A 22,459-nucleotide genomic window follows, 5' to 3' on the forward strand; every position below is an offset into this window, starting at 1 on the left:
AATCGTTATTATGCTGATAACAAATTGAAGCAAGCGGATTGGGTTGCTCCTCAGCTGATAATGCTTAGCGACGAGTTTTATTCGGTGTGAGAATTTGCTAATAAACGCAATGCTTATTTTCAAATTGATAAATTTTAATTCTTTCAGATTTGTGATCAAAGTCTAATTATTTAAGCCAAAAATTGAGTGTCAATAAAAAAGAATCGTTATATATTTGTTTTGTATATGTTTATTTTATTGAAATTTTATACAGAATAATAATTAAGAGGATTTATTTATGGCTTCAATTCCTGTTATTCCTGTCGAATTAACTGATGATATTGCTCAAGATAAATCATTAGTGATCCAATTAATGGCAGAAAGTAGTAAAGCGTATTTAACGGATATCACGCAGTTTTTTCAGGATGTTATTACTCATGAGCAAGAAATGGAAACAGATGTACTGACAGATATTGCCTTGCCTCATGCTAAAAGTGGAGCGGTCAAAACACCGTTTATTGTCATTGGTCGATATCTTAAAGGGGTAGTTTGGAATAATGATAACAAAGTCAAATTAGTTATTATGATTGGTGCTCCGCAACACGCTAATCAAGAACATCTCACCATTATTGCCAAATTAGCCTCCAATTTGGCAAATGATGAATTTGCCCAAGATTTACTCAATTGTAATACCCAACTACTTGCCGATAAGATTCGAGGTTTGTATGAATAAAGCGTCAGTGAAAAGCAAAAAGATCGTCGCAATTTGTGCTTGTACAGCCGGTATGGCACATACTTATATTGCTAAAGGGAAGATTGAAAATGAAGCCAAAAAACGTGGCTGGGATTGTAAAGTAGAAACGCAAGGTGCAGCAGGCATTGATAATGCTTTGACGGAACAAGATTTAAAAAGTGCTGATGTGATTTTATTAGCAACGGATATTTCAATTGAAAATGCAGATAGATTAGAGCCATTTAACAATATCATTAAAGTGAGCACCGGCGAAGCGGTGAAAAACACGGTTAACATTTTTGATAATGCCGATAAGATTGCAACTCACGTGGTTAAAGACAGCATTGGCAAAGAGATTTTCAGAGCACTTAATACCGGTATCAGTAAATTTCTGCCGGTTATTATTGCCTCAGGCATACTCTTTTCCATAGTGTTAATGACAGGTGAGGTGACTAACGATACCATATTGCCTCGTAATCAATTCTTTGCCGATCTTCAGCAAGTCGCTTTTTATGGCTTTGCGATGATGGTGCCGGTTTTGGCCGCTTATATGGCTTATTCTATTGGCGGTAATGCTGCGCTCGCACCGGCGTTTATTATGGGGTATGTGGTTAATAATCCTATTGGTGTTAATCAAGTCAGCACTGGTTTTATTGGTGCAATGATTTTTGGTATTTTAATCGGCTATTTTGTTAAGTGGTTTAAAAAGGTTAAAGTTCATCCGGTTATTGCCTCAGTAATGCCTGTTATGATCATTCCAACGGTGACATTATTGGTTATGGCTCCGATCTATATCTATGGCTTATCTTATCCACTTGATTGGTTTGTCAAAGCCATGGTGGAAACACTAAAAGGTATGTCAGAAGTCAACGCCGCATTTTTAGGTATCGGTATTGGCATATTAGCGGCATTAGATATGGGTGGACCTTGTAGTAAAGCCGCCACGGCCTTTACGTTAGCCGCAATGGCAGAAGGGGTATATGGTCCTAATGGCGTATTTCGTATGTGCTGTGCCATTCCGCCATTAGGGTTAGCGTTGTCTTCGTTAATCGTGTCTCGAGCTAAATATACCAAAGAAGAAAAAGAGTTTGGTATCACAGCTTTCTTTCTGTCACTGGCTGGCATTACCGAAGGTGCAATCCCATTTGCCGCCAAAGATCCTAAACGAGTGATTATTGCTATTGTGGTTGGTACAGCCATTGCCGGTATGTTAGGTATGATTAATGGTATCGATTCGCTGGTAGCATTTGGTGGACTAGTTGCTTTAGGTGGCGTAACGAAAGGTGCAGTTTGGTATGTGATCGATATGTTTATTGGCGCTTTTATTATTGCCGCCATTTTACACTTTACCCGAAAAAATGCCGATCAGACTGAAGAGGTCATTGAAGATCAGTAATCAATGATATTACACCGTCAATGCTGACGGTGTAATACTATCTAGTTGAGGCTGCATTATCAGCTCAAATTGACTATCTCGCCACACGATTGGAGATAGTCAACTTAAATTTTTATAGTAATAAAAACGCTTTTTTACTTTAATCTTGCTGATAAACTGTTTTACCACCGATAATTGTGGTTAACACTTTGACATTTTGCATATCGGTTGCCGGAATGGTAAATGGATTGCGATCTAAAATAATCAAATCAGCAAATTTACCTTTTTCAATTGAGCCAATATACTCGTCTTGTTTGAGCACATAAGCGGCACCAATGGTTGCACAGCGTAAAACTTCGGTAGCGGTTAAATTACGGTCACTGTTTAATCGTGGATGCTGTGCATCAATTTGTCGGGTCATGGCTACTTGAAAATCATACCACTCATTTAATGGGTCGATTGGCCAATCGCTACCAAAGGCGCAGTTGACGCCTGCATCAATATATTGCCCGTGGGATTCTAAACCGTTATAGCGCTTTTCGCCAAATAGTGTTTGATATTGTTCAACCATGGCATCGCTACAGCCAGCCCATTGGAATGAAAACACGACACAAGCATTTAATTGCTTATACCTTGCATATTGATGTGCTGCACTGAGTTCATTATGTGCCGTGCTAGGGCGGATATCGGCATCGGGTAATGCTTGGCGCATTTTTTCGATGGCATCAAGCACCACTTCAATGGCGCCTTCGCCAACTGTATGCATATGTGGATGAAAACCGGCACGAGATGACTCTAAAATTAAAGCATTTAGCATCTCAGTTGAGTAGTATAAATCACCATAACGATCTTTTTCATGCTCAAGTTGATAAGGTTGCAACAGTCTTGCTGTCATTAATGGCGCTTGCATTACCCCGTCAACAAACAGTTTAGTATGTGAAATTTTAATACCGGGCTTAGGTTGCCAGTTTTTATCGTCGTAACGGCTGGCAAACTGTTTAACTTTTTCCAGTAAAGCCGGGATAGCTTCGATCGAGGTGACATCATCGGGCGGTAACTCACGTGCGCCAAATAAGCGTATAGTAAGTTGATCTTGCTGTTGTAGCTTTAAAAAGGCATCGGCTTGGGTTTCGGTTATCCGAGCATCCATAACCGCTGTTACGCCTTGTTTGTTTAGTTCCGCTTGTGCTAATTTAGCAATATGTGCGGCTTGTTCTTCGGTCAGTTTCGAAATACTATCAAAAGCACGCATGGCCGGCGCATCTTCTAAAATGCCATTAGGTTCACCGTCATCGGTGCGACCGATTTTACCGTCAGTCGGTTCCGGGGTATTTTTATCGATGCCGAATTTTTCCAAAGCCGTTGTGTTAGCAACCAAAGTATGACAGTCATTAGAAAACAAAATAACCGGGCGCTTGGTATTTAGCTTATCAAGGTCAAAACGAGTGATGTCAGTACCAATCGGCAGGACTTCTTGTCTTAGCCAACCACGAACTTGTAGCCAGTGTGAATCATGATTAGTTTTATCTTTATCTAAATAATCTTGAATAATGGCTAGCGTTTGTTCGACCGTTAAACTTTGATAGTTGAGATTGCAAGATGACAGTTGCATACCACCCCAGAAGGTGTGCAAATGTGAATCAATAATGCCTGGCATCATTGTTTTGCCGTGCAGATCGTAAACTGTAGTATGATTATCTACATAATGACTGTTATTTATCTCTTGCGTGCTACCAGTGGCAATGATATAACCATTTTTAATTGCTATAGCTTCACAGACAGTATCTTGTCTATCTGCGGTATAAATGTAACCATTAATATAAATAACATCGGCTTTAGCCATTATTTGCGATTCCTTAAATGAAGAACAAAGTGAAAGGTGAACGATAGCAGATTTATAAAAAATTTGTCAAATGCAATAATTTTCTTTATTGTGTTTTAAGTTTATGCTACAAATAGGCGAAATAGTTACAGCGTCACAAGGTGAACCTATGAAATATCAGCAATTAGAAAACCTTGAATGTGGTTGGAAGTGGCACTATCTAGTAAAAAGGCATTTAGAAGGCGAAGCTATTACGCGTTATTTAGAAAAAAGCGCTGCAAATCATGCCGTCAATGAATTACTGTTATTAGAGCATAATCCAACACGTGTCGTTGATTGGATAAAAGCGCATTTAAATCCCGATTTAGACAATCGCATGAAGCAAACCATTCGGGCAAGACGTAAACGACATTTTAATGCTGAACAACAAAATACCCGAAAAAAATCAATTGATTTAGAGTTTCTAGTCTGGCAACGATTGGCAAGTTTAGCTAAGCGCCGAGGTTGCACGTTGTCACAAACAATTACACAACTGATTGAAGATGCTGAGCAAAAAGAGCAATACGTCAATAAAGTATCGACAATTAAAGATGATTTACTTTCGCTTCTTCTTAACGAAGTTGAGAGTAAATAACGTAAACAACAGGATAATATAGGTTTAATTATGGGAAAATCCCTTGTTATTGTGGAATCACCAGCCAAAGCAAAAACGATAAATAAATATCTTGGCAAAGATTTCGTGGTTAAATCAAGCGTGGGGCACATTCGAGATCTTCCGGTAAGTGGCAGTAGCCAGCGCACAGAAAAAACCGCCAAAGATAAAACAGAGAAAAAAGTTAAGCGTTCTGAAAAACAGGCGCTAGTAGATCGCATGAGTGTTGATCCTTATAACGGTTGGAAAGCACACTATGAGATCTTACCCGGCAAAGAACGTGTGGTTGCCGAACTTAAAAAATTAGCCAAAGATGCCGATATGATCTATCTGGCAACCGACTTGGATAGAGAAGGGGAAGCCATTGCTTGGCATCTTAAAGATGTGATAGGTGGCGATGATAGCAAATATCGTCGGGTGGTATTTAATGAGATCACCAAAACCGCTATAAAAAATGCCTTTAATCATCCCGCGATGATTGATATGGATCGGGTCAATGCTCAACAAGCACGCCGATTTATGGACCGTGTTGTGGGCTTTATGTTATCACCACTACTTTGGAAAAAAGTCGCAAGGGGGCTATCGGCTGGTCGTGTTCAGTCTGTTGCTGTGCGCCTTGTGGTTGAGCGTGAGCGTGAAATTCATGCATTTATTCCTGAAGAGTATTGGGATCTCTATGCCGACTTAAGTACTGCCAAACAAGAGCCATTAACGCTACAAGTGACGCATTACAAAGATGAAGCATTTGAGCCTAAAGATAAAGTTGCCATTGATATGGCATTAGCTGAGCTTAATAATAGTCAGTATCATGTAACAAATATTGAGCAAAAGCCGACCAAAAGTAATCCAACTGCCCCTTTTATAACCTCGACATTGCAGCAAGCTGCTAGCACCCGTTTAGGTTTTGGCGTTAAAAAGACGATGATGTTGGCACAGCGCCTTTACGAAGCCGGTTATATTACCTATATGCGTACCGATTCGACCAATCTAAGTCAAGATGCGTTAACCATGGTGCGAGATTATATTGGACAGCATTTTGGTGATAAGTACTTACCTAAAACCGCTAATGTTTACACCAGTAAAAAGAACTCGCAAGAAGCCCATGAAGCTATTCGTCCTTCTGATGTTACCATTTTGGCCGACAATATCAGTGATGTTGAAGCAGATGCGTGTAAGTTATATCAATTAATTTGGCGCCAATTTGTGGCGTGTCAAATGACATCAGCCGAATATAATTCGACAACTATTACGGTCAAATCCGGCGATTTTATTTTAAAAGCCAAAGGGCGTACTTTACGATTTGACGGTTGGACAAAAGTACAACCACAGTTGACCAAAAACAGTGAAGATAAAATCTTACCGACCGTTGCGGTTAATGATAAGTTGGATTTAATCAGCCTAAACCCAAATCAGCACTTTACTAAACCGCCAGCACGCTATAACGAGGCGTCATTGGTTAAAGAGCTTGAAAAACGTGAGATTGGCCGTCCGTCGACTTATGCAACGATCATTTCGACTATTCAAGACCGGGGTTATGTTCGTTTAGATAATCGCCGTTTTTACGCTGAAAAGATTGGTGAGATTGTTACTGACCGATTGAATGAAAACTTCAATGATTTAATGAGCTATGATTTTACTGCCCGTATGGAGCATGCGCTCGATGAGATTGCTCACAAAAAACAAGAGTGGCGGGAAGTGCTCGATCAGTTCTTTAGTGATTTTAGTCAGCATTTAGAAGTTGCAGAGCAAGCGCCAGATAAAGGTGGTATGCAACTTAATCCTTTAGTTTTAACACCTGAAATTAAATGCCCAAATTGTGGGCGTGAAATGGGAATTAAAACTGCGGGAACGGGCGTATTTTTAGCCTGTTCGGGTTATGCTTTACCGCCTAAAGAGCGCTGCAAACAAACGATAAACCTGATACCTGAACACGAAACGCTAAACATCTTAGAAGAGGCCGACACGGCTGAAACCGATGCTTTACGTGCACGTAAACGATGCCCAAAATGTCACACTGCAATGGATAGCTACTTACTGGATAATGAGCGTAAATTACATATTTGTGGTAATAACCCAATTTGTGATGGCTCTATTGTTGAAAAAGGAAACTTTAAAGTAAAAAGCTACGAAGGTCCGATTATTGAGTGTGAAAAATGTGGTTCTGAAATGCACTTAAAATCGGGTCGTTTTGGGTTATATATGGGATGTACTAACCCGGATTGTAAAAATACCCGTAAAATATTAAAAAATGGTGATGTGGCACCACCGAAAGAAGATCCTGTTGATTTGCCTGAATTAAAATGCGTTAAGTCAGATGCGCATTTTGTGTTACGTGACGGTGCATCGGGGATCTTTTTAGCTGCCCATAATTTCCCTAAATCCAGAGAAACACGTGCGCCATTGATTGAGGAATTGCAACGATTTAAAGATCGTTTACCGGAAAAGTTTCTCTATCTTACTAAAGCACCAAGTAAAGATCCTGACGGTAACCCTGCTATCGTTCGTTTTAGCCGAAAAAGTAAACAACAATATGTGACTTCTGAAGTTAACGGAAAATCGACCGGCTGGGTAATGCAATATGTTGATGGCAAATGGATTAGCGGTAAAAAATAGCTAAGAGTGCCCGAAACAGTCATTACACTGTTTCGGGTTTTGTCTACGTTTTAGTATAAAAATGCAGTTTAGGTTTGTGCTATAGTGTAAAAGGAATAACTTTATGGTTGTTCTCTTTTTTGCTTGTTTCGAAAAAGAGCAAAGCCGGTAAAGTTAAAGGAGCCTTTATCATGAAATTGCAACAACTACGATATATTGTTGAAGTCGTCAATAATGATCTCAATGTATCGTTAACATCGGAAAAGCTTTATACCTCACAGCCTGGCATTAGCAAGCAGATTAAATTACTTGAAGATGAATTAGGTGTTCAAATCTTTACCCGAGTGGGAAAACACCTTTCAGAAGTCACGCCGGTTGGCGAAAAAATTGTTAGTTTAGCCCGGGAAATCTTAAACAAATCACACGATATAAAAATTATCGCTAAAGAGTTTAGCCAACCAAACCAAGGGACGCTAACAATCACAACCACCTATACTCAAGCCCGTTATACCTTGCCCGTTGTCATTCAACAGTTTATGAAACAATACCCAAGCATTACTTTACACATGGAGCAGGGCTCATCTTCACAATGCTTATTGCAGGCGCAAAGTGGACAAGCCGATTTTGCCATTATTACCGATCTGGCACAGCTTAACGATGATATGATAGCCTTACCTTGCTATCATTGGAATCAAGCGGTAATTGTGATGAAAGATCATCCGCTGGCAAAAAGCAGTTTGATCAGCATTGAAGAGTTATCGAAATACCCGCTGGTCAGTTACGATTTTTCTAACGACGGTTCAGATTTAAATCAAGCTTTTATCAAAGCCAATCAGTTGCCTAATATTGTCTTTAGTACTACCGATGCTGACTTGATTAAAACCTATGTTAAGTTAGGGGTTGGGGTAGGGATAGTGGCGAAAATGGCCGTTAATGAATCAGCCGATAGTGATTTTGTTGTGCTCAATGCCGGGCATATCTTTCCTTATAGCACAACTTATATCGCTTTTGCACGTTCACTATTTTTACGTAATTATATGTATGAGTTTATCAGTCAATTTTCGCCGCATTTAAATAAACAGACGGTTGATAAGTTGATTTTGTGTGAAAATAATGTTCAAGTTCAGGCAATGTTTAATGGGGTAAAACTGCCGATCCGTTAAATGATTTGCCCAGTGAGGTTTGTAAAAAATCAAAGTGCGAAACGGATCACACTTTGATTAAGTAAAACTATTTGTGTCTTGCTTTTAATATCTCAATCACATCTTGTAAAGATAGATTCTGATCTTGCAATAACACCAACAGATGATAAATTAGATCGGCAGATTCATTTTTAAGTTCAAAAGTATCACGTACCGTTGCGGCAAGAGCTGTTTCAACCCCTTCTTCTCCCACTTTCTGCGCAATACGCTTCGTACCGTCATGATAGAGTTTAGCGGTGTAAGATGACTTAGGATCGGCATTTTTGCGCGAAGCAATCAGCTGTTCGAGCTGATATAAAAATCCCCACTGTGTTTGTGCGTTGGCAAAGCAACTATTTGAGCCGGTATGGCAAGTTGCGCCAACCGGATCGACTAAAATAAGCAAAGTGTCGTTATCACAATCGGTTGAAATGCTGACCACATTTAAAAAATTCCCTGATGTTTCGCCTTTTGTCCATAAACGGGCTTTAGTGCGTGAATAAAAGGTGACTTTACCACTAGCGAGCGTTTGGCTAAGTGCTGATTGATTCATGTAACCAAGCATCAATACATCGCCTGAAACATAGTGTTGAATAATAACCGGCATTAAATTGTCAACTTTTTGCCAATCAAGCTGATTTGGATCAAATGGGTCATTAGAATTTGAAACTAGCATAATCGTATCTCTACTCCGTGGTTAGCTAAATATTGTTTAAGTTCGCCAATATTAATAATTTGTTTATGAAAGACTGAAGCGGCTAATGCACCGTCGACATGAGCGTCTTTAAATGCTTCTAAAAAATGTTTCATCTCACCTGCACCGCCGGAGGCAATCAGCGGCACGTGGCACACTTCACGCATGGTTTTTAATTGCTCAAGATCATAACCATGACGAACGCCGTCTTGATTCATCATATTAAGAACAATTTCACCGGCGCCGCGCTGTTGTACCTCTTGCAGCCAGTCAATAGTATTCCACTTAGTTGCCACAGTGCGTTTTTCATCGCCGGTAAATTGATAAACGTGATAGTTATTCGTCTGTTTGTCATACCAAGTATCGATGCCCACAACAATACATTGCACACCATAACAATCTGCCAACTGAGTGATTAATTTGGGGTTTGCTAATGCCGGCGAGTTGATTGAAATTTTATCTGCGCCATAAGCCAAAATCTGCCCGGCATCTTCAACTGTTTTTATGCCGCCGGCGACACAAAAGGGGATATCAATCACTTCGGCAACTTTGGCAACCCAGCTTTTATCTACTACCCGGCCGTCTGATGACGCAGTAATATCATAAAAAACCAGTTCGTCAGCACCTTCTTGAGCATATCTTTTTGCCAGTGGTACGATATCACCAATAATCTCATGATTGCGAAACTGTACGCCTTTAACCACTTGCCCGTTACGCACATCTAAACAAGGGATTATCCTTTTTGCCAGCATGAAATTGCCTCCTGAACTGTAAATTTACCTTCGAGCAATGCTCGACCTACAATGACCCCTGCAACACCACTGTCTTTTAAAGCTTGCACATCGGCTAATTGACCGATGCCTCCGGAAGCTTGAAAAGCAATTTGAGGGTATTGTTGGCTGATTTGTTGATATAATTCAATATTGCTCCCGCTGAGTGTACCGTCTTTAGAGATATCGGTACATAGTACATGTTTAAGACCAAAAGGGAGATAATCTTCAATCACTTGCTCAAGCGTCTTTTTAGAATCCTCTTGCCAGCCGTGAATAGCAACATATTTATTGCCTTGTTGGTCAATGCGGACATCTAATGCCAAAACTAACGCATCGGCGCCATAAGTTTTAAACCACTGCTTAACCAATGAAGGCTCTTTAATTGCCGTTGAGCCAATGACAACCCGACTAGCACCGGCGGCAAGTAGGGCTTTAACATCGTCTTCATGACGAATTCCACCACCAATTTGTACCGGTACTTGTACACCATTAATCAGCGTTTTTATTAGTGATATTTGGCGGGCTTTAGGATCTTTGGCACCGGTTAAATCAACCAGATGCAATAGCTTTGCGCCTTCATTGGCATAGGCTTGCAAGCGAGTTAATGGATCGTTACCATAATCGCGTTTTTTTTCATAGTCGCCTTGATGCAAGCGAACAACTGAGCCGTCAATTAAATCGAGCGCAGGAATGATAATTGGGTTAGCCGTCATTGTTACATCTCCAAAAAGTTTTTCAGCAATTTTGCACCGGCCGAGCCAGAACGCTCGGGATGAAACTGAACACCGTAAAAGTTGTCTTTTTGTACGGCAGCTGTAAAGCTTTCGCCGTAATTGGTTTCTGCGATAGTTGATGAGCATAATGGTAAGGCGTATCCATGTACGAAGTAAAAATAAGCACCATCAGGAATATCTCTAAATAGATGATGACCGGCTTTAGGGTATACTTGATTCCACCCCATATGAGGTAGCGGTAATCCGGTATCCGGAATTTTCGCTACTTTTTCATCAATAATACCTAACGTGTGAACATGTCCTTCACTACTATACTCAGCTAACAGTTGCATGCCAAGACAGATACCAAGCACTGGCTGAGTACAGACTTTAATAAGGTCGATTAAATTGCGTTGTTTTAATTTTTCCATTGCCGCCGAAGCTGAGCCAACGCCCGGTAAAAACAGCTTATCAGCGTTGATAACGACATCGGGGTCAAGGCTAATAATGGGTTGATAGCCAAGCCTTTCAATCGCATATTTTACTGAGGCCAGATTGGCACAACCCGTATCTAAAATGACGATATTCATTACAAAACTCCTTTTGAACTAGGTAGTCTATCACCTTCGATTTTAATTGCTTGTTTAAGCGTTCTGGCAAAGGCTTTAAATAGGCTTTCAATTTTGTGATGATCATTATCGCCTTGCGTTTCAATATGGAGCGTAATACCCATTGCATAACTGATTGAGTAAAAAAAGTGTTCAACCATTTGCGTGCTCATATCGCCCACTTTTTGATGGGTAAACTGCGCTTTAAAGACCAGATAAGGACGGCCAGATATATCCATTGCACATGTAGCTAAACACTCATCCATAGGGATGACAGAAGCATAACGTGTAATGCCTCGTTTATCACCTAGCGCCAATTTTAAGGCTTCACCTAAAGCTAAACCGGTATCTTCAATCGTGTGATGATCATCAACATGTAAATCACCTTCAACTTGAATATTGAGTTTAATACCACCGTGTGTCGCAATTTGGTCAAGCATATGGTCAAAAAAGCCAATACCGGTATTGATTTGGCTACCACCTTGCCGGTCTAGCCAAACTTCAACAAGTATTTTGGTTTCTTTAGTATTACGTTGCACTTTTGCATAGCGATCAGCGGTGGTTAATCGTTGGGCTATTTCATTCCAGTTAAGGGTAATTGGGTCATAACGTAATCCGTTGATCTGCATATTTTCAGCAAGTTGAATATCTGTGACCCTGTCACCAATTACATAACTTTTTGCTTTGTCGAGCTTTCCACTGGTTAAGTAAGGTAAGACTAATTCAATCTTAGGTTTTCGACATTGGCAATTATCTTGCGGAAAGTGTGGGCAGATTAACACTTCTTCAAAATTCACCCCTTGAGATGCAAAAATTTGCATCATCAAATTGTGTGGACCGTCAAAACTCGCTTGCGGGTAACTGTCAGTACCCAGACCGTCTTGGTTGGTCACCATGACCAACTTATAACCCGCTGCTTGTAATTTAAGTAGTGCCGGAATGACATTCGGTTCAAATGCTAGTTTTTCGAAACTATCAACTTGAAAATCAATTGGCGGTTCAGTAATTAAGGTTCCGTCACGATCGATAAATAAATATTTTTGTAACATGATTGCTCCTAGTTTATCGCTTTAAGTGCAGTGATCACCGCTTCACATTCGCTTTGAGTACCAATAGAGATGCGAATCATATTTTTTTGTCCGGTGGATTTACTTTGATCACGCAGAATAATGCCTTGATCCCATAAGGTTTTAAATACGTCTTTACCTTCTTGAAATTTAACACATAAATAGTTAGACCAGCTAGGGTAAACTTTTTCAACTATTGATAATTTATTGAGCGCCTCGATAAATGTCTGTTTTTGGTTATTAAGCTTTTCGACATTTTGTCTCATCGTCTCAATCCCTTCTTTACTCAGTGCTTGACTGGCAATATCAGCGACCGGCGTGGCTAATGGATAAGGCGCAATCACCTTTTGTAAGGCGTCGATCACCGGTTTGTTAGCAATAGCAAAGCCACAGCGCAATCCAGCTAAAGCAAAGGCTTTGGATAATGTTCGTAAAATCACGAGGTTTGGGTGCTCGTTGAGCCAACTCACCACAGATGATTGAGGAGTAAACTCAATATAGGCTTCATCAATCACCACTAAAGCACGATCATTTGCCAGCTTGAGCAAGCTTTTAATATCTTCCGGTTTTATCAAGTTACCGGTTGGATTATTTGGCGAACAAACGTAAATTAATTTAACGGTATCAAGATTTTGCGCAATGGCTTGTAAATCAAGCTGCCAGTCTGAAGTCGTTGGTACCGTTTTAATTTTAATGCCTAGCGTTTCAGCACTGACTTGATACATACCGTAAGTTGGTGGGCAGTATAAAATACTGTCTTGCTCCGGTTCGCAAAACGCTCGCATCAGTAACTCTATTGCCTCATCGGCGCCACGGCTAACAATTAATTGTTCACACTGTACGCCAGCATATTGCGCATAACGCTTTATCACTTGCTCCGGTTGCGGCTCCGGGTAGCGGTTTAATGTTTGCTCCGTTAATTCAAAGTGAGGTGCAACAGGGTATTCGTTGGCATTAAGCCATACATCGCCTTGACCACCAATGCGGCGAGCAGATTGATACGGCGTCAATTTTTGTACATTTTTTCTGACTAATTGATTAATATCCATGTTATTTACCTACTTTTGATTGGTTGCATTTAATGCCGCTAAACGAAGGGTGACCGCTTGTTTATGCGCGGTGAGTTGTTCAGCTTGTGCCATAAGTTCAACCGCATTACCAATTGCTTGCAAGCCTTTCGGCGTTAATTTTTGAACGGTCATGCGTTTTTGGAAGTCAGCTAATCCTAAACTTGAGTAGGTAGCGGTGTAACCATAAGTCGGTAATACATGGTTGGTGCCCGATGCATAATCGCCGGCTGATTCAGGCGACCAGTCACCTAGAAAAATCGATCCGGCACTGGTTATCTGCTCGACAAGCTCGTCGGCATTTTGGGTTTGAATGATTAAATGTTCAGGTCCATAACGGTTACTGATTGCAACACATTGCTGTAAATCTTTAGTGACAATAAGTCGGCTTTCTTGTAACGCTTTTTCGGCAATCGCCTGGCGTGATAATTGTGCTAGCTGTTTGTCGACTTCGATTGATACCGCTTGTGCGATTTTTTCATCCGGCGTCAGCAGTACCACTTGCGAATCGGGGCCATGTTCTGCTTGAGATAATAAATCAGCGGCAATAAATGCTGGGTTAGCTGAGCTATCAGCGATAACCAGAACTTCTGAAGGACCTGCCGGCATGTCGATTGCCGCACCGTCAAGCCGCTGGCTAATTTGGCGTTTTGCTTCGGTAACGTAGGCATTGCCGGGCCCAAATATTTTGTCCACTTTCGGAACGGTTTCGGTACCAAATGCCATTGCTGCAATCGCTTGCGCGCCACCTAATTGATAGATTTCTGTCACACCACACAGCTCAGCCGCATAAAGAATTTCGTTAGCAATTGGTGGCGGTGAGCAGAGTATCACTTTGCGGCAACCAGCAATGCTTGCCGGGGTTGCCAGCATTAATACTGTTGAGAGTAGTGGGGCGGAGCCACCGGGAATGTAAAGCCCCACCGAGTCGATAGGTCTTGTGACTAATTGACAGGTGATGCCGGGCATCGTTTCAACCGTTATCGACGGTTTAACTTGTGCTTGGTGAAATTTTTTAATATTGCTCACCGCTAATTGCATCGCTTGTTTTAATGCCGGATCAACTTGAGCGGTTGCGGTTTTAATCTCATCTTGAGATAGCTTAAGATGATTGATTTCAACTTTATCAAACTGCTGACTTAACGCTTTTAAAGCGACATCGCCAGTTTGTTTTACCTGATCTAAAATGGAGCTAACCGCTTGACTAATGCTATCAGAAGCCGCCATAGCGGGGCGAGTTAATAGCTGCGCTTGTTGTTGCTCTGTACATTGTTGCCAGTAAGAGAGTTTCATAGTTGTTTTACTCCATCATTTTTTCAATTGGTAACACAAGGATTGAGCTTGCGCCTAATGCTTTTAACTTTTCCATGGTCTCCCAGAACAGCGATTCGGAGCTTACCATATGGAGGGCAACTCGATTTTGTTCACCGGTTAATGGCAATATTGTTGGATTTTCTGCGCCCGGCAATAATGCAACCACCTCATCTAATACTTCGGTTGGGGCATGTAGCATAATATATTTAGATTCACGAGCCTGTATCACCCCTTGCATACGGGTCATTACTTTGTCGATTAATGCCTGTTTAGTCGCTGACATCTCGCCGTCACGTTGAATTAAGCATGCTTTGGATTTATAGATTATTTCGATCTCTTGTAGACCATTTGCTTCAAGCGTTGCACCACTTGAGACTAAATCACAAATCACATCCGCCAGTCCGGCACGAGGTGCGACTTCAACTGATCCATTAAGCAAACAGGTTTTGAAGGTAACATTATATTGAGCGAGGTAACGACGGATTAGGTGAGGATAAGTGGTGGCGATTCGTAGGTTATTTAAACATTCAGGACCGGTATAGTTAAAATCTCTTGGCGCTGCAATCGATAGTCGGCATCCACCAAAATCTAACCGACGTAATTTTTTATATTTAGGATCTTCGCCTTCAGCTTGTCTATCAAGTACTTCTTCTTCAAGCACATTTTCACCGACAATACCGATATCAACCACGCCGTCAATGACTAAACCGGGGATATCATCATCGCGAACACGCAAGATATCAATTGGCATATTTTCGGCAAAGGCAATCAAGCGTTGCTCTTGTAGATTAATCTTAATGCCACATTGTGCCAGTAACTTTTTCGATTCGTCACTTAAGCGCCCAGATTTTTGCATTGCTATACGTAAACGTGAATTATCCAACATATTATTCTCCAACTTATCCAAAAAAATTTTAAACCACAAACAAAAAACCCTCGGAAGTTTGATCTTCCGAGGGTTTTCTATTTGCTTTCGCGATATCACCGGAAGACCAAATGTCTTCCAGCACCAATCGCCCGAAGACTATTCAGGAATGATGGTGATGATGATGTTTAATAACTAAAACGCAAAAACAATTCATAAAATTAAAACCATTAATTTGATTTACTGTGTCAATTAGTGAATAAAATATAACAGAAATTATTTACTCGCAACTATTTTTTTTAATTTAATAAAAAATAGTTACCTACCATACTACTTTGTTCAGTAAGAGAGTATGGCGTTGGATAGCTAAAAAGCGGATTTATAAATATCTGCACAAATTGCCGTAATAGTCGTATAGTCAGCCTAGAGCGATTGTTAATGAGGTGATATTGGGTGAGTTTGATGCTGATAAGATTCATGATTATTCAAAGCACGGTAATCTTATTTGAGGTATGACTAGCTTATGGTCGATACTTGAATGAGATTGCGAAAACTGAGCAAACTCATTTAGATAGATTATTGAAATAAATATAACAAAACTGACTGAAAATTATTTAGATTGTAACAACAGAATTTATAAAATGCGGAAGGTATATGTTTTGACCTAAAACATATACCTTCTAAGTAGCATTATCGATTGAATTTGAGGGTATCAATAAAATTGGTTACCAGATTTTACTCTGCCAATTGCGGGTATTTATGTCTTAATACGCTATAACGCCCATTGCCTAATAGCGCAAGGCTGAGGGCGGTAATAGTCATAAATGCCGGATATTCCCAGCCGCCGCCAGTATTGGAAAATTGCCAACCATTGCCATAATGGATAAAGGTAATAACCAACATTTCAATCACAGCGATAATAGCGATAACACGGGTAAAAATACCTAGCAGTAACAACGCACCGCCACCAATTTCAAACACGATTGCAATGTAGGCTGTAAAGCCAGGGAAGCCAAGAGATTCAAAATATTGTGAAGTGCCGGACGGGGTAAAAACCAGTAATTTTGTGAAACCATGAACCAAAAACATAACACCTAAAGCAATTCGTAAAAAAAGTGCTGCTAGATCAGTTTGATATTGTTTCATCTTTATTTTTCCTATATTTAAGTTAGCAAAATAACATCAATTGATAATGGTATAAAATGATACTAATGGCTATTACTCGGTCAAAATAGGATAATACGAAGTGATTGTTTCATAAATTATGACAACTTGTAAAGTTATACGTGAATTTAATCGCCATAATCATTGTGATAAGTCATAGAAAATCATACCGATGCTAGATAAACTTAAATGGCAACCAAGCAAAAAAATTCAGCATGCATTATTTAAACACTCTCTCGTCAGTAATCATTAAATTTATTCGATCAATAAAATGAAGATTAATCGTTTTGGCAAACCGAGGATAATTCAAGATGATAAGCGTTAGATTAGTAGGGGAGAGGTTGGAATAAATAACGGGCTACATTGCTGTAGCCGTTATTGCTTTCTTCATTATTGTTAGCGACGAATAAGTTTAAATTGTTCTGTAGTTTGCTTTAAAGCAACTTCTGTAGGTAGTCGTTCCATGGAACTAGCACCATAAAAGCCGTTACAGTCCGGACAGTTTTGTAAAATATACTGAGCATCTTCAGGGGTAGCAATTGGACCACCATGACAAAGGATAATAATATCCGGGCGAATCGCTTTAGCTGCTTTTGCCCATTGATTAATTAATGGTACACAATCAGCAAGCTTAAGTGCTGTTTCAGCACCAATACTACCACCGGTGGTTAATCCCATATGAGGTACTAAAATATCAGCGCCAGCTTTTGCCATATCAATGGCATTTTGCTCACTAAAGACATAAGGTGTTGTGAGAAGATCTTTTTCGTGGGCTTTACGAATCATTTCAACTTCTAACGCATAACCCATGCCGGTTTCTTCTAAGTTAGCTCTAAAATTACCGTCGATAAGTCCAACGGTTGGGAAATTTTGCACACCGGCAAAACCTGTTTCTTTTAATTTATCTAAAAACTGATCAAACATACAAAATGGATCAGTACCATTAACACCAGCAAGCACCGGTGTGTTTTTCACTACGGGTAAAACTTCTTTTGCCATATCCATGACAATTTCGTTAGCATTACCATAAGCTAAAAGCCCTGCTAACGAACCACGTCCAGCCATACGATAACGACCGGAGTTATAAATAACGATGAGATCTATGCCACCTGCTTCTTCACATTTAGCTGATAATCCTGTACCTGCTCCACCACCAATAATAGGTTGACCTTTTGAAATCATGTCATGGAATTTTTTAAGCAATTGCGCACGTTTACTACTCATATATTCTCCAAATGTTATTTCATAATATTGGTAAATTCATTGATAACAAGATCACAAAACTCTGGTGAGTTGATGTGATAAGGCACTTTAATTAATTTTCTATTTTCGGTTTGATTAAAAACCTTCTCAAATTCATCAATAAATGCCTTATTTGCTTCCGGTGACCAAAAAGCACCACCTTGAATATCTAAAGCTGAAAATCCACCTTCAGGAATAATAAATGTTACTTTGCCTTGACATTTGTTGAGTTTGGTTGCTATCCAATTCGCCATTTTTCGGTTTTCTTCCGGCGTTGTTCTCATCAAGGTTACTTGTGGGTTATGCGGATAAAATAAGCGATCTTGATATTTTTGCGGTATCGTATCCGGGCTTGAAAAATTGACCATATCAAGCGCACCGGTCGATCCGATATAAGGAACTTGGCTTCTTTCAATCGCACCAAAGCGATCTTCGTCACAAGCGAGTACGCCGTCGAATAAATGGTCGCATACTTCAGTTGTGGTGATATCAAGCACACCTTGCAATAAATGGCTATCAGCCAATTTTTCCATTGCTTTACCGCCACTGCCGGTTGCATGAAAAACCAGACAGTCATAGTTGTCATGAAGTTTTGCTGTGACAGACTGTACGCAAGTGGTGGTAACCCCAAACATGGTCAAACCAATAGCCGGTTTATCCTCAACGGCTTCTTGAGATTTAAATAATACTGCGCCGGCAATAAAATTAGCGGCGTTTGTTAAAACTTTACGTGAAATAACATTTATGCCGGCAATATCGGTGACGGAGTACATCATGGCAATATCACTGGCGCCAATGTAGCCGGAAATATCACCCGATGCCATGGTTGATACCATTAATTTTGGTACACCGACCGGTAATGATTGCATTGCTGGGGTAATTAATGCTGTTCCACCTGAACCACCCAGACCTAAAATTGCAGCAACATCCTTTTGCGCCATTAAAAATGATTTAAATGCACTTGCCATAGCTACAATGGCATTGCCTCTATCGGCATTAAAGATTGCTTCTTTTCCATTGGGATGAAAATTTGCGACGGTTTCGGATGAAATATCTGCGAAGTGATTGTATTGATGTGAAAGAGTTGAAATATCGACTAACTTACAAACGAGATTCTTTTGTACAAGTAAATTCTTTATAAAAACGGCCTCTTCACCTTTGGTGTCAAGGGTTGTTACCAAATAAATCGTGTCCTGTAATGCCATTTATTTCTCCTTGTTGGATATAAAGTCGAACTCAAAACATTAACCAAACGAATCCAGGTTAGTGGTACATTATATATAAAATGAGACTAAAGTCTCATTTTTTTTCAAAAAATATGCTTTAAAAATTTAAAAAAAATGCAGTATTATAGGCGCCACCTACATTAAACCTTCAAAAAAAATTCTTAGGCGAATATATCTTATGGCTTTGTTTCAACAATATACTGGAGCAAAAAAGCGAACTTTTCATCGTTTAATTAACACAGCATTGGAAGCACTCGAGGAGGGCGGTGAATTAACCATTACCGAACTTGCTGATAAATCAGGTATATCAAGAGCGACAGCTTACCGTTATTTTCCGACGCAAAGTGATTTGATTGCGGCGGTGGTTGAATGCTCATTAGGTCCTATCTTTTATTGGAAGTCGGATAAATCCGATTGTCAGGAAAGAGTCAATGATTTTCTGGCTTTTGCCTTTCCGCAGATGTTAAAACATGAAGGCGCTTTGCGTGCTGCTTTGAGAATATCTTTACAACAGTGGGCAAATCAACGGCGCAATGTTGAACCTCAAAAGAAAAAGTTTGTACGGGGTAATCGTAAAGAGATACTACCGTCTATATTGCAACCGTTAAAGTTTGAATTACCTGAAGAGTTATACCAAAAGGTCGTTTATGCTATTTCGGTAGTCTACGGTTCAGAAATCTTTATGGTATTAAAAGATATTTGGAACTTAAATAATCAACAACTGATATCTATTGCCCAATGGATGTCTAAAGCAATCATAAATCAAGCCCGACAAGATGCATTAAATAAGCAATAAGCACCTTATTGCATACATTTTTTATCTACTTTAAATGACTTAACAAAACGATAACCGTTATTTTAGTCAATCATTAGTAAAGTTTAAAATACAAAACAATTGATAGTCGATCGTTCATTAGCCATACAATTGCAAGCGAAGTTTTGCTGTTGTTAACTGCACTTTTTCGATAAGTGTGATCGTTTCATCGTGTTTACAAATTGAACGTCAAACAAAAAAAGCGTGCGGTGGCTAATGTTATATTTGAAATAATGATAACGCCGTAGAGGCATTATCTATTTTAGGCTTGATTGGTTGAATTAAGGTTAAGCGATCAGTAGAGTAATAACGCTATTTATTATTCTACTGACGTATTGTCTTAGCATGATTAATTCAGCCGTGGACTCAAATACGCCTGCATGAAAGTAGGCGTATTGTCTTATCATGATCAAATTAATGGTAGGCGACAGGTTGTTCACTCAACTGATCGTGAACTAAAAGTAAGCATGTATCGCTCGACAGTACCGCTTGTTCAAGACGCTGTTTATCTTGATCGTTGAGTTGGTTGATGCAAGCAACCACATAACTGCAAGTTTTGCTTTGCAGTGCTTTTTCGATAGTGGCAACTAAACTTTCGTCTTTTAAATTGCTTAAATGCACCACTTTTTGCTTATCAAGGCCGGCAGTATTAATCCATGACCGTTTTAACATTGGGCGATCAGATAACCATAATTGCCATTTTTTGGCTTTATTGAACGATCGTAATAACGGGCGTTGTTGTTGTAAAATTTGTTGAAAAGGAGATTCAAAATCTATCGCCGTTAATTGGGGCGTTGAATGTTCAATAAGCATAATAACCTCGATACTGTATTTGTATACAGTGTATATTAATACAGTATTTTAAGGTTGTAAACTCTCTTGATGTCGATTTTTTGAAATATTTTTGATTAAGTCATTAGCATGTTCGTAAAAATTGATAGGACAATATCCCTAAAAACGTCATCAAAACTGACCCAATCACATGAACGGCAATCATTGTCAGCCCTAAGGTATAACGGCCTTCTTGCAAAAAGTTAACAATTTCGGCAGAAAAAGTAGAAAAGGTGGATAAACCGCCACAAAAACCGGTTATGACCAATAATCGCCATTCGGCGGAAAGATTGGCGTGATTAAAAAAGGCAATGGCAAAGCCAATAATATAACCGGCGATCAGGTTTGACAGTAGCGTGCCTAAAGGTATCGCAAAGGCAATAAGATTAAATTTAAGCGATAAAAACCAACGCAACAAACCACCAGCGACTGATCCGACTGAAATGGCTAAAATAAGTTTTAGCATAATTAATTCCTAATCATTTAAGGCGTAATGATATTGGCAATAGCATTTAAATGGCAATCATTAACCAGCCTGATTTCAATAGATAATTGTAAAATGATGATCATAACAGTTGCATCATAAAATGAATATCTTTTAATCCAAGGTCGCCACGCTTTTCAATCGATTGAATTATTTTTGATTAAGAATTAACAAGTTAAATTGGTTATCGCAAATATCCGATGAATTAACAGGAAATCGACATGACATTAGGCTAGAATAACCGCCAAGAGTCAATATAAACAGGATATAAAAGATATGTTTACCGGTATTGTACAAGGCGTTGGACAAATTATTGATATTGTCGATCGTGATAAATTAAGAACTTATAAAGTCAAGTTACCTAAATCGTTAACCGCTAAGATTGAAATTGGCGCTTCAATTGCTAATGACGGTTGTTGTTTAACGGTAACCAAATTTGAAAATGATACGGTTTGGTTTGATATCATGCAAGAAACGCTCGCCTTAACCACGTTAGGCAGTAAACAGATTAATGATTACGTTAATATTGAACGTAGTGCCAAATTTGGTGATGAAGTGGGGGGGCATATTATGTCCGGGCATATCTCTTGCACTGCAACAATTGAACGGATTGAAAAAACACCGACCAACTGCACCATGCATTTAACCTTGCCAGAACAGTTTATGAAATATGTGTTATACAAAGGCTTTATCGGCATCGACGGAGCCAGTTTAACCATTGGCGAAGTGACGCAAAATGGGTTTGATATTCATCTTATTCCGGAAACTTTAGCAATAACAACGCTAGGCAATAAACAAGTTGATGATAAGGTCAATATCGAAATTGATTCGCAAACACAAGCCATAGTCGATACTGTTGAAAGAGTGCTGGCAACCAAAAAATAGACAAATTTAAAAACTTAAAGCTAATGGCGCTTTGCGGGTAATACACTATTATGATCAGCCAATACTAGCGCAAAGCTTAACGGTTTTTATCTATTTTGTTTGATGATAACAAACATCGACCGCGCTGTAATACTATGATTAACCGCTTTACGGCGGTTTTTTATTGGATCAAACAAAGCAAGCTGGCACACATTTCCTGCCCATTTTAAACCCATTACGTTATAGCCAACCTATGATGACACATCTCATCATAAAGCTGCTCCCGCCTTCTAATTATGACATTTGCTTCCATATTAATGCGGAAAAAAATGTCATCGTCTTATTTATTCAACTCATTATACTTTTTACTAATCAGTCAGAAAAAATATTGCAACAACA

The 22,459-nt window shown here is 39.5% G+C and carries 21 protein-coding genes and 1 other annotated feature; of the genes, 7 read left to right on the forward strand and 14 right to left on the reverse strand.

The window, feature by feature from the left end; all coding sequences use genetic code 11:
• Positions 1–277: 277 nt before the first annotated feature.
• Together GYM74_RS05560 and GYM74_RS05565 are read left to right on the forward strand one after the other, a co-directional pair.
• Positions 278–712 carry a PTS sugar transporter subunit IIA gene (locus GYM74_RS05560; RefSeq protein ID WP_220219492.1) on the forward strand — a complete coding sequence of 145 codons (435 nt, stop codon included), beginning with the start codon at positions 278–280 and terminating at the stop codon, positions 710–712.
• Positions 705–2,108, forward strand: coding sequence for a PTS fructose transporter subunit IIC (locus GYM74_RS05565; RefSeq protein WP_220219493.1), 1,404 nt, complete (start codon positions 705–707; stop codon positions 2,106–2,108). The genes GYM74_RS05560 and GYM74_RS05565 overlap by 8 nt, the downstream gene beginning before the upstream one ends.
• A gap of 139 nt (positions 2,109–2,247) precedes the next feature.
• Here GYM74_RS05565 and GYM74_RS05570 read toward each other — a convergent pair whose 3' ends face one another.
• Positions 2,248–3,930: an amidohydrolase gene (locus tag GYM74_RS05570; protein ID WP_220219494.1), complete on the reverse strand. Its 1,683-nt coding sequence runs from the start codon at positions 3,928–3,930 to the stop codon at positions 2,248–2,250.
• 148 nt (positions 3,931–4,078) lie between these two features.
• On the opposite strand from GYM74_RS05570, the gene matP reads away from it, so the two are divergent.
• The 3 genes from matP (at position 4,079) to cysB (ending at position 8,316) form a co-directional block, all read left to right on the forward strand.
• Positions 4,079–4,543: a macrodomain Ter protein MatP gene (gene matP / locus GYM74_RS05575; protein ID WP_220219495.1), complete on the forward strand. Its 465-nt coding sequence runs from the start codon at positions 4,079–4,081 to the stop codon at positions 4,541–4,543.
• Between the two features lie 30 nt (positions 4,544–4,573).
• Positions 4,574–7,174 (forward strand): type I DNA topoisomerase, encoded by a 2,601-nt coding sequence (topA, locus tag GYM74_RS05580; protein WP_220219496.1) that lies wholly within the window; start codon positions 4,574–4,576, stop codon positions 7,172–7,174.
• A gap of 170 nt (positions 7,175–7,344) precedes the next feature.
• Complete coding sequence (cysB, locus tag GYM74_RS05585; RefSeq protein ID WP_220219497.1) at positions 7,345–8,316, forward strand: HTH-type transcriptional regulator CysB; 972 nt, start codon at positions 7,345–7,347, stop codon at positions 8,314–8,316.
• 67 nt (positions 8,317–8,383) lie between these two features.
• Here cysB and hisIE read toward each other — a convergent pair whose 3' ends face one another.
• The 11 genes from hisIE to GYM74_RS05640 form a co-directional block, all read right to left on the reverse strand.
• Positions 8,384–9,010 carry a bifunctional phosphoribosyl-AMP cyclohydrolase/phosphoribosyl-ATP diphosphatase HisIE gene (gene hisIE / locus GYM74_RS05590; protein WP_220219498.1) on the reverse strand — a complete coding sequence of 209 codons (627 nt, stop codon included), beginning with the start codon at positions 9,008–9,010 and terminating at the stop codon, positions 8,384–8,386.
• On the reverse strand, positions 9,004–9,780 hold the full coding sequence (gene hisF, locus GYM74_RS05595; protein ID WP_220219499.1) for an imidazole glycerol phosphate synthase subunit HisF: 777 nt from the start codon (positions 9,778–9,780) through the stop codon (positions 9,004–9,006). Before hisF ends, hisIE begins: the two co-directional genes overlap by 7 nt.
• A complete protein-coding gene (hisA, locus tag GYM74_RS05600) occupies positions 9,762–10,499 on the reverse strand; it encodes a 1-(5-phosphoribosyl)-5-[(5-phosphoribosylamino)methylideneamino]imidazole-4-carboxamide isomerase (protein ID WP_366518662.1) in 738 nt (245 codons plus the stop codon). Before hisA ends, hisF begins: the two co-directional genes overlap by 19 nt.
• Before the next feature lie 17 nt (positions 10,500–10,516).
• Entirely contained in the window at positions 10,517–11,104 is a 588-nt protein-coding gene (gene hisH / locus GYM74_RS05605) for an imidazole glycerol phosphate synthase subunit HisH (RefSeq protein WP_220219501.1), read from the reverse strand.
• Positions 11,104–12,171 carry a bifunctional histidinol-phosphatase/imidazoleglycerol-phosphate dehydratase HisB gene (hisB, locus tag GYM74_RS05610; RefSeq protein ID WP_220219502.1) on the reverse strand — a complete coding sequence of 356 codons (1,068 nt, stop codon included), beginning with the start codon at positions 12,169–12,171 and terminating at the stop codon, positions 11,104–11,106. The genes hisH and hisB overlap by 1 nt, the downstream gene beginning before the upstream one ends.
• Positions 12,172–12,179: 8 nt before the next feature.
• Entirely contained in the window at positions 12,180–13,238 is a 1,059-nt protein-coding gene (hisC, locus tag GYM74_RS05615) for a histidinol-phosphate transaminase (protein ID WP_220219503.1), read from the reverse strand.
• Between the two features lie 9 nt (positions 13,239–13,247).
• Positions 13,248–14,549, reverse strand: coding sequence for a histidinol dehydrogenase (hisD, locus tag GYM74_RS05620; protein WP_220219504.1), 1,302 nt, complete (start codon positions 14,547–14,549; stop codon positions 13,248–13,250).
• A gap of 7 nt (positions 14,550–14,556) precedes the next feature.
• Positions 14,557–15,456 (reverse strand): ATP phosphoribosyltransferase, encoded by a 900-nt coding sequence (gene hisG / locus GYM74_RS05625; protein ID WP_220219505.1) that lies wholly within the window; start codon positions 15,454–15,456, stop codon positions 14,557–14,559.
• A gap of 38 nt (positions 15,457–15,494) precedes the next feature.
• Positions 15,495–15,620 (reverse strand) — a sequence feature (His leader region).
• Positions 15,621–16,170: 550 nt separating this feature from the next.
• A complete protein-coding gene (locus GYM74_RS05630) occupies positions 16,171–16,581 on the reverse strand; it encodes a DoxX family protein (protein ID WP_220219506.1) in 411 nt (136 codons plus the stop codon).
• A gap of 414 nt (positions 16,582–16,995) precedes the next feature.
• Entirely contained in the window at positions 16,996–17,823 is an 828-nt protein-coding gene (locus tag GYM74_RS05635) for a phosphoenolpyruvate hydrolase family protein (protein WP_220219507.1), read from the reverse strand.
• 14 nt (positions 17,824–17,837) lie between these two features.
• Positions 17,838–19,046 carry a Tm-1-like ATP-binding domain-containing protein gene (locus GYM74_RS05640; RefSeq protein ID WP_220219508.1) on the reverse strand — a complete coding sequence of 403 codons (1,209 nt, stop codon included), beginning with the start codon at positions 19,044–19,046 and terminating at the stop codon, positions 17,838–17,840.
• A 199-nt stretch (positions 19,047–19,245) separates the two neighbouring features.
• Between GYM74_RS05640 and GYM74_RS05645 the strand changes: the two genes are divergently transcribed.
• Entirely contained in the window at positions 19,246–19,863 is a 618-nt protein-coding gene (locus tag GYM74_RS05645) for a TetR/AcrR family transcriptional regulator (RefSeq protein ID WP_220219509.1), read from the forward strand.
• Positions 19,864–20,295: 432 nt separating this feature from the next.
• Here GYM74_RS05645 and GYM74_RS05650 read toward each other — a convergent pair whose 3' ends face one another.
• Both GYM74_RS05650 and crcB read right to left on the reverse strand, forming a co-directional pair.
• Entirely contained in the window at positions 20,296–20,694 is a 399-nt protein-coding gene (locus GYM74_RS05650) for a cell division inhibitor SulA (RefSeq protein WP_220219510.1), read from the reverse strand.
• A 103-nt stretch (positions 20,695–20,797) separates the two neighbouring features.
• Positions 20,798–21,178: a fluoride efflux transporter CrcB gene (gene crcB, locus GYM74_RS05655; protein ID WP_220219511.1), complete on the reverse strand. Its 381-nt coding sequence runs from the start codon at positions 21,176–21,178 to the stop codon at positions 20,798–20,800.
• A 294-nt stretch (positions 21,179–21,472) separates the two neighbouring features.
• On the opposite strand from crcB, the gene GYM74_RS05660 reads away from it, so the two are divergent.
• A complete protein-coding gene (locus GYM74_RS05660) occupies positions 21,473–22,081 on the forward strand; it encodes a riboflavin synthase subunit alpha (RefSeq protein ID WP_220219512.1) in 609 nt (202 codons plus the stop codon).
• Positions 22,082–22,459: the final 378 nt, after the last annotated feature.

It is taken from the genome of Gilliamella sp. ESL0405, assembly GCF_019469205.1.
Classification (GTDB): domain Bacteria; phylum Pseudomonadota; class Gammaproteobacteria; order Enterobacterales; family Orbaceae; genus Gilliamella.

What these genes read in the sequence shown, in the direction of transcription:
- GYM74_RS05560 (WP_220219492.1), top strand. Translation starts at nt 278, where the DNA reads ATGGCTTCAATTCCTGTTATTCCTGTCGAATTAACTGATGATATTGCT.
- GYM74_RS05565 (WP_220219493.1), top strand. Translation starts at nt 705, where the DNA reads ATGAATAAAGCGTCAGTGAAAAGCAAAAAGATCGTCGCAATTTGTGCT.
- GYM74_RS05570 (WP_220219494.1), bottom strand. Translation starts at nt 3,930, where the DNA reads ATGGCTAAAGCCGATGTTATTTATATTAATGGTTACATTTATACCGCA.
- matP (WP_220219495.1), top strand. Translation starts at nt 4,079, where the DNA reads ATGAAATATCAGCAATTAGAAAACCTTGAATGTGGTTGGAAGTGGCAC.
- topA (WP_220219496.1), top strand. Translation starts at nt 4,574, where the DNA reads ATGGGAAAATCCCTTGTTATTGTGGAATCACCAGCCAAAGCAAAAACG.
- cysB (WP_220219497.1), top strand. Translation starts at nt 7,345, where the DNA reads ATGAAATTGCAACAACTACGATATATTGTTGAAGTCGTCAATAATGAT.
- hisIE (WP_220219498.1), bottom strand. Translation starts at nt 9,010, where the DNA reads ATGCTAGTTTCAAATTCTAATGACCCATTTGATCCAAATCAGCTTGAT.
- hisF (WP_220219499.1), bottom strand. Translation starts at nt 9,780, where the DNA reads ATGCTGGCAAAAAGGATAATCCCTTGTTTAGATGTGCGTAACGGGCAA.
- hisH (WP_220219501.1), bottom strand. Translation starts at nt 11,104, where the DNA reads ATGAATATCGTCATTTTAGATACGGGTTGTGCCAATCTGGCCTCAGTA.
- hisB (WP_220219502.1), bottom strand. Translation starts at nt 12,171, where the DNA reads ATGTTACAAAAATATTTATTTATCGATCGTGACGGAACCTTAATTACT.
- hisC (WP_220219503.1), bottom strand. Translation starts at nt 13,238, where the DNA reads ATGGATATTAATCAATTAGTCAGAAAAAATGTACAAAAATTGACGCCG.
- hisD (WP_220219504.1), bottom strand. Translation starts at nt 14,549, where the DNA reads ATGAAACTCTCTTACTGGCAACAATGTACAGAGCAACAACAAGCGCAG.
- hisG (WP_220219505.1), bottom strand. Translation starts at nt 15,456, where the DNA reads ATGTTGGATAATTCACGTTTACGTATAGCAATGCAAAAATCTGGGCGC.
- GYM74_RS05630 (WP_220219506.1), bottom strand. Translation starts at nt 16,581, where the DNA reads ATGAAACAATATCAAACTGATCTAGCAGCACTTTTTTTACGAATTGCT.
- GYM74_RS05635 (WP_220219507.1), bottom strand. Translation starts at nt 17,823, where the DNA reads ATGAGTAGTAAACGTGCGCAATTGCTTAAAAAATTCCATGACATGATT.
- GYM74_RS05640 (WP_220219508.1), bottom strand. Translation starts at nt 19,046, where the DNA reads ATGGCATTACAGGACACGATTTATTTGGTAACAACCCTTGACACCAAA.
- GYM74_RS05645 (WP_220219509.1), top strand. Translation starts at nt 19,246, where the DNA reads ATGGCTTTGTTTCAACAATATACTGGAGCAAAAAAGCGAACTTTTCAT.
- GYM74_RS05650 (WP_220219510.1), bottom strand. Translation starts at nt 20,694, where the DNA reads ATGCTTATTGAACATTCAACGCCCCAATTAACGGCGATAGATTTTGAA.
- crcB (WP_220219511.1), bottom strand. Translation starts at nt 21,178, where the DNA reads ATGCTAAAACTTATTTTAGCCATTTCAGTCGGATCAGTCGCTGGTGGT.
- GYM74_RS05660 (WP_220219512.1), top strand. Translation starts at nt 21,473, where the DNA reads ATGTTTACCGGTATTGTACAAGGCGTTGGACAAATTATTGATATTGTC.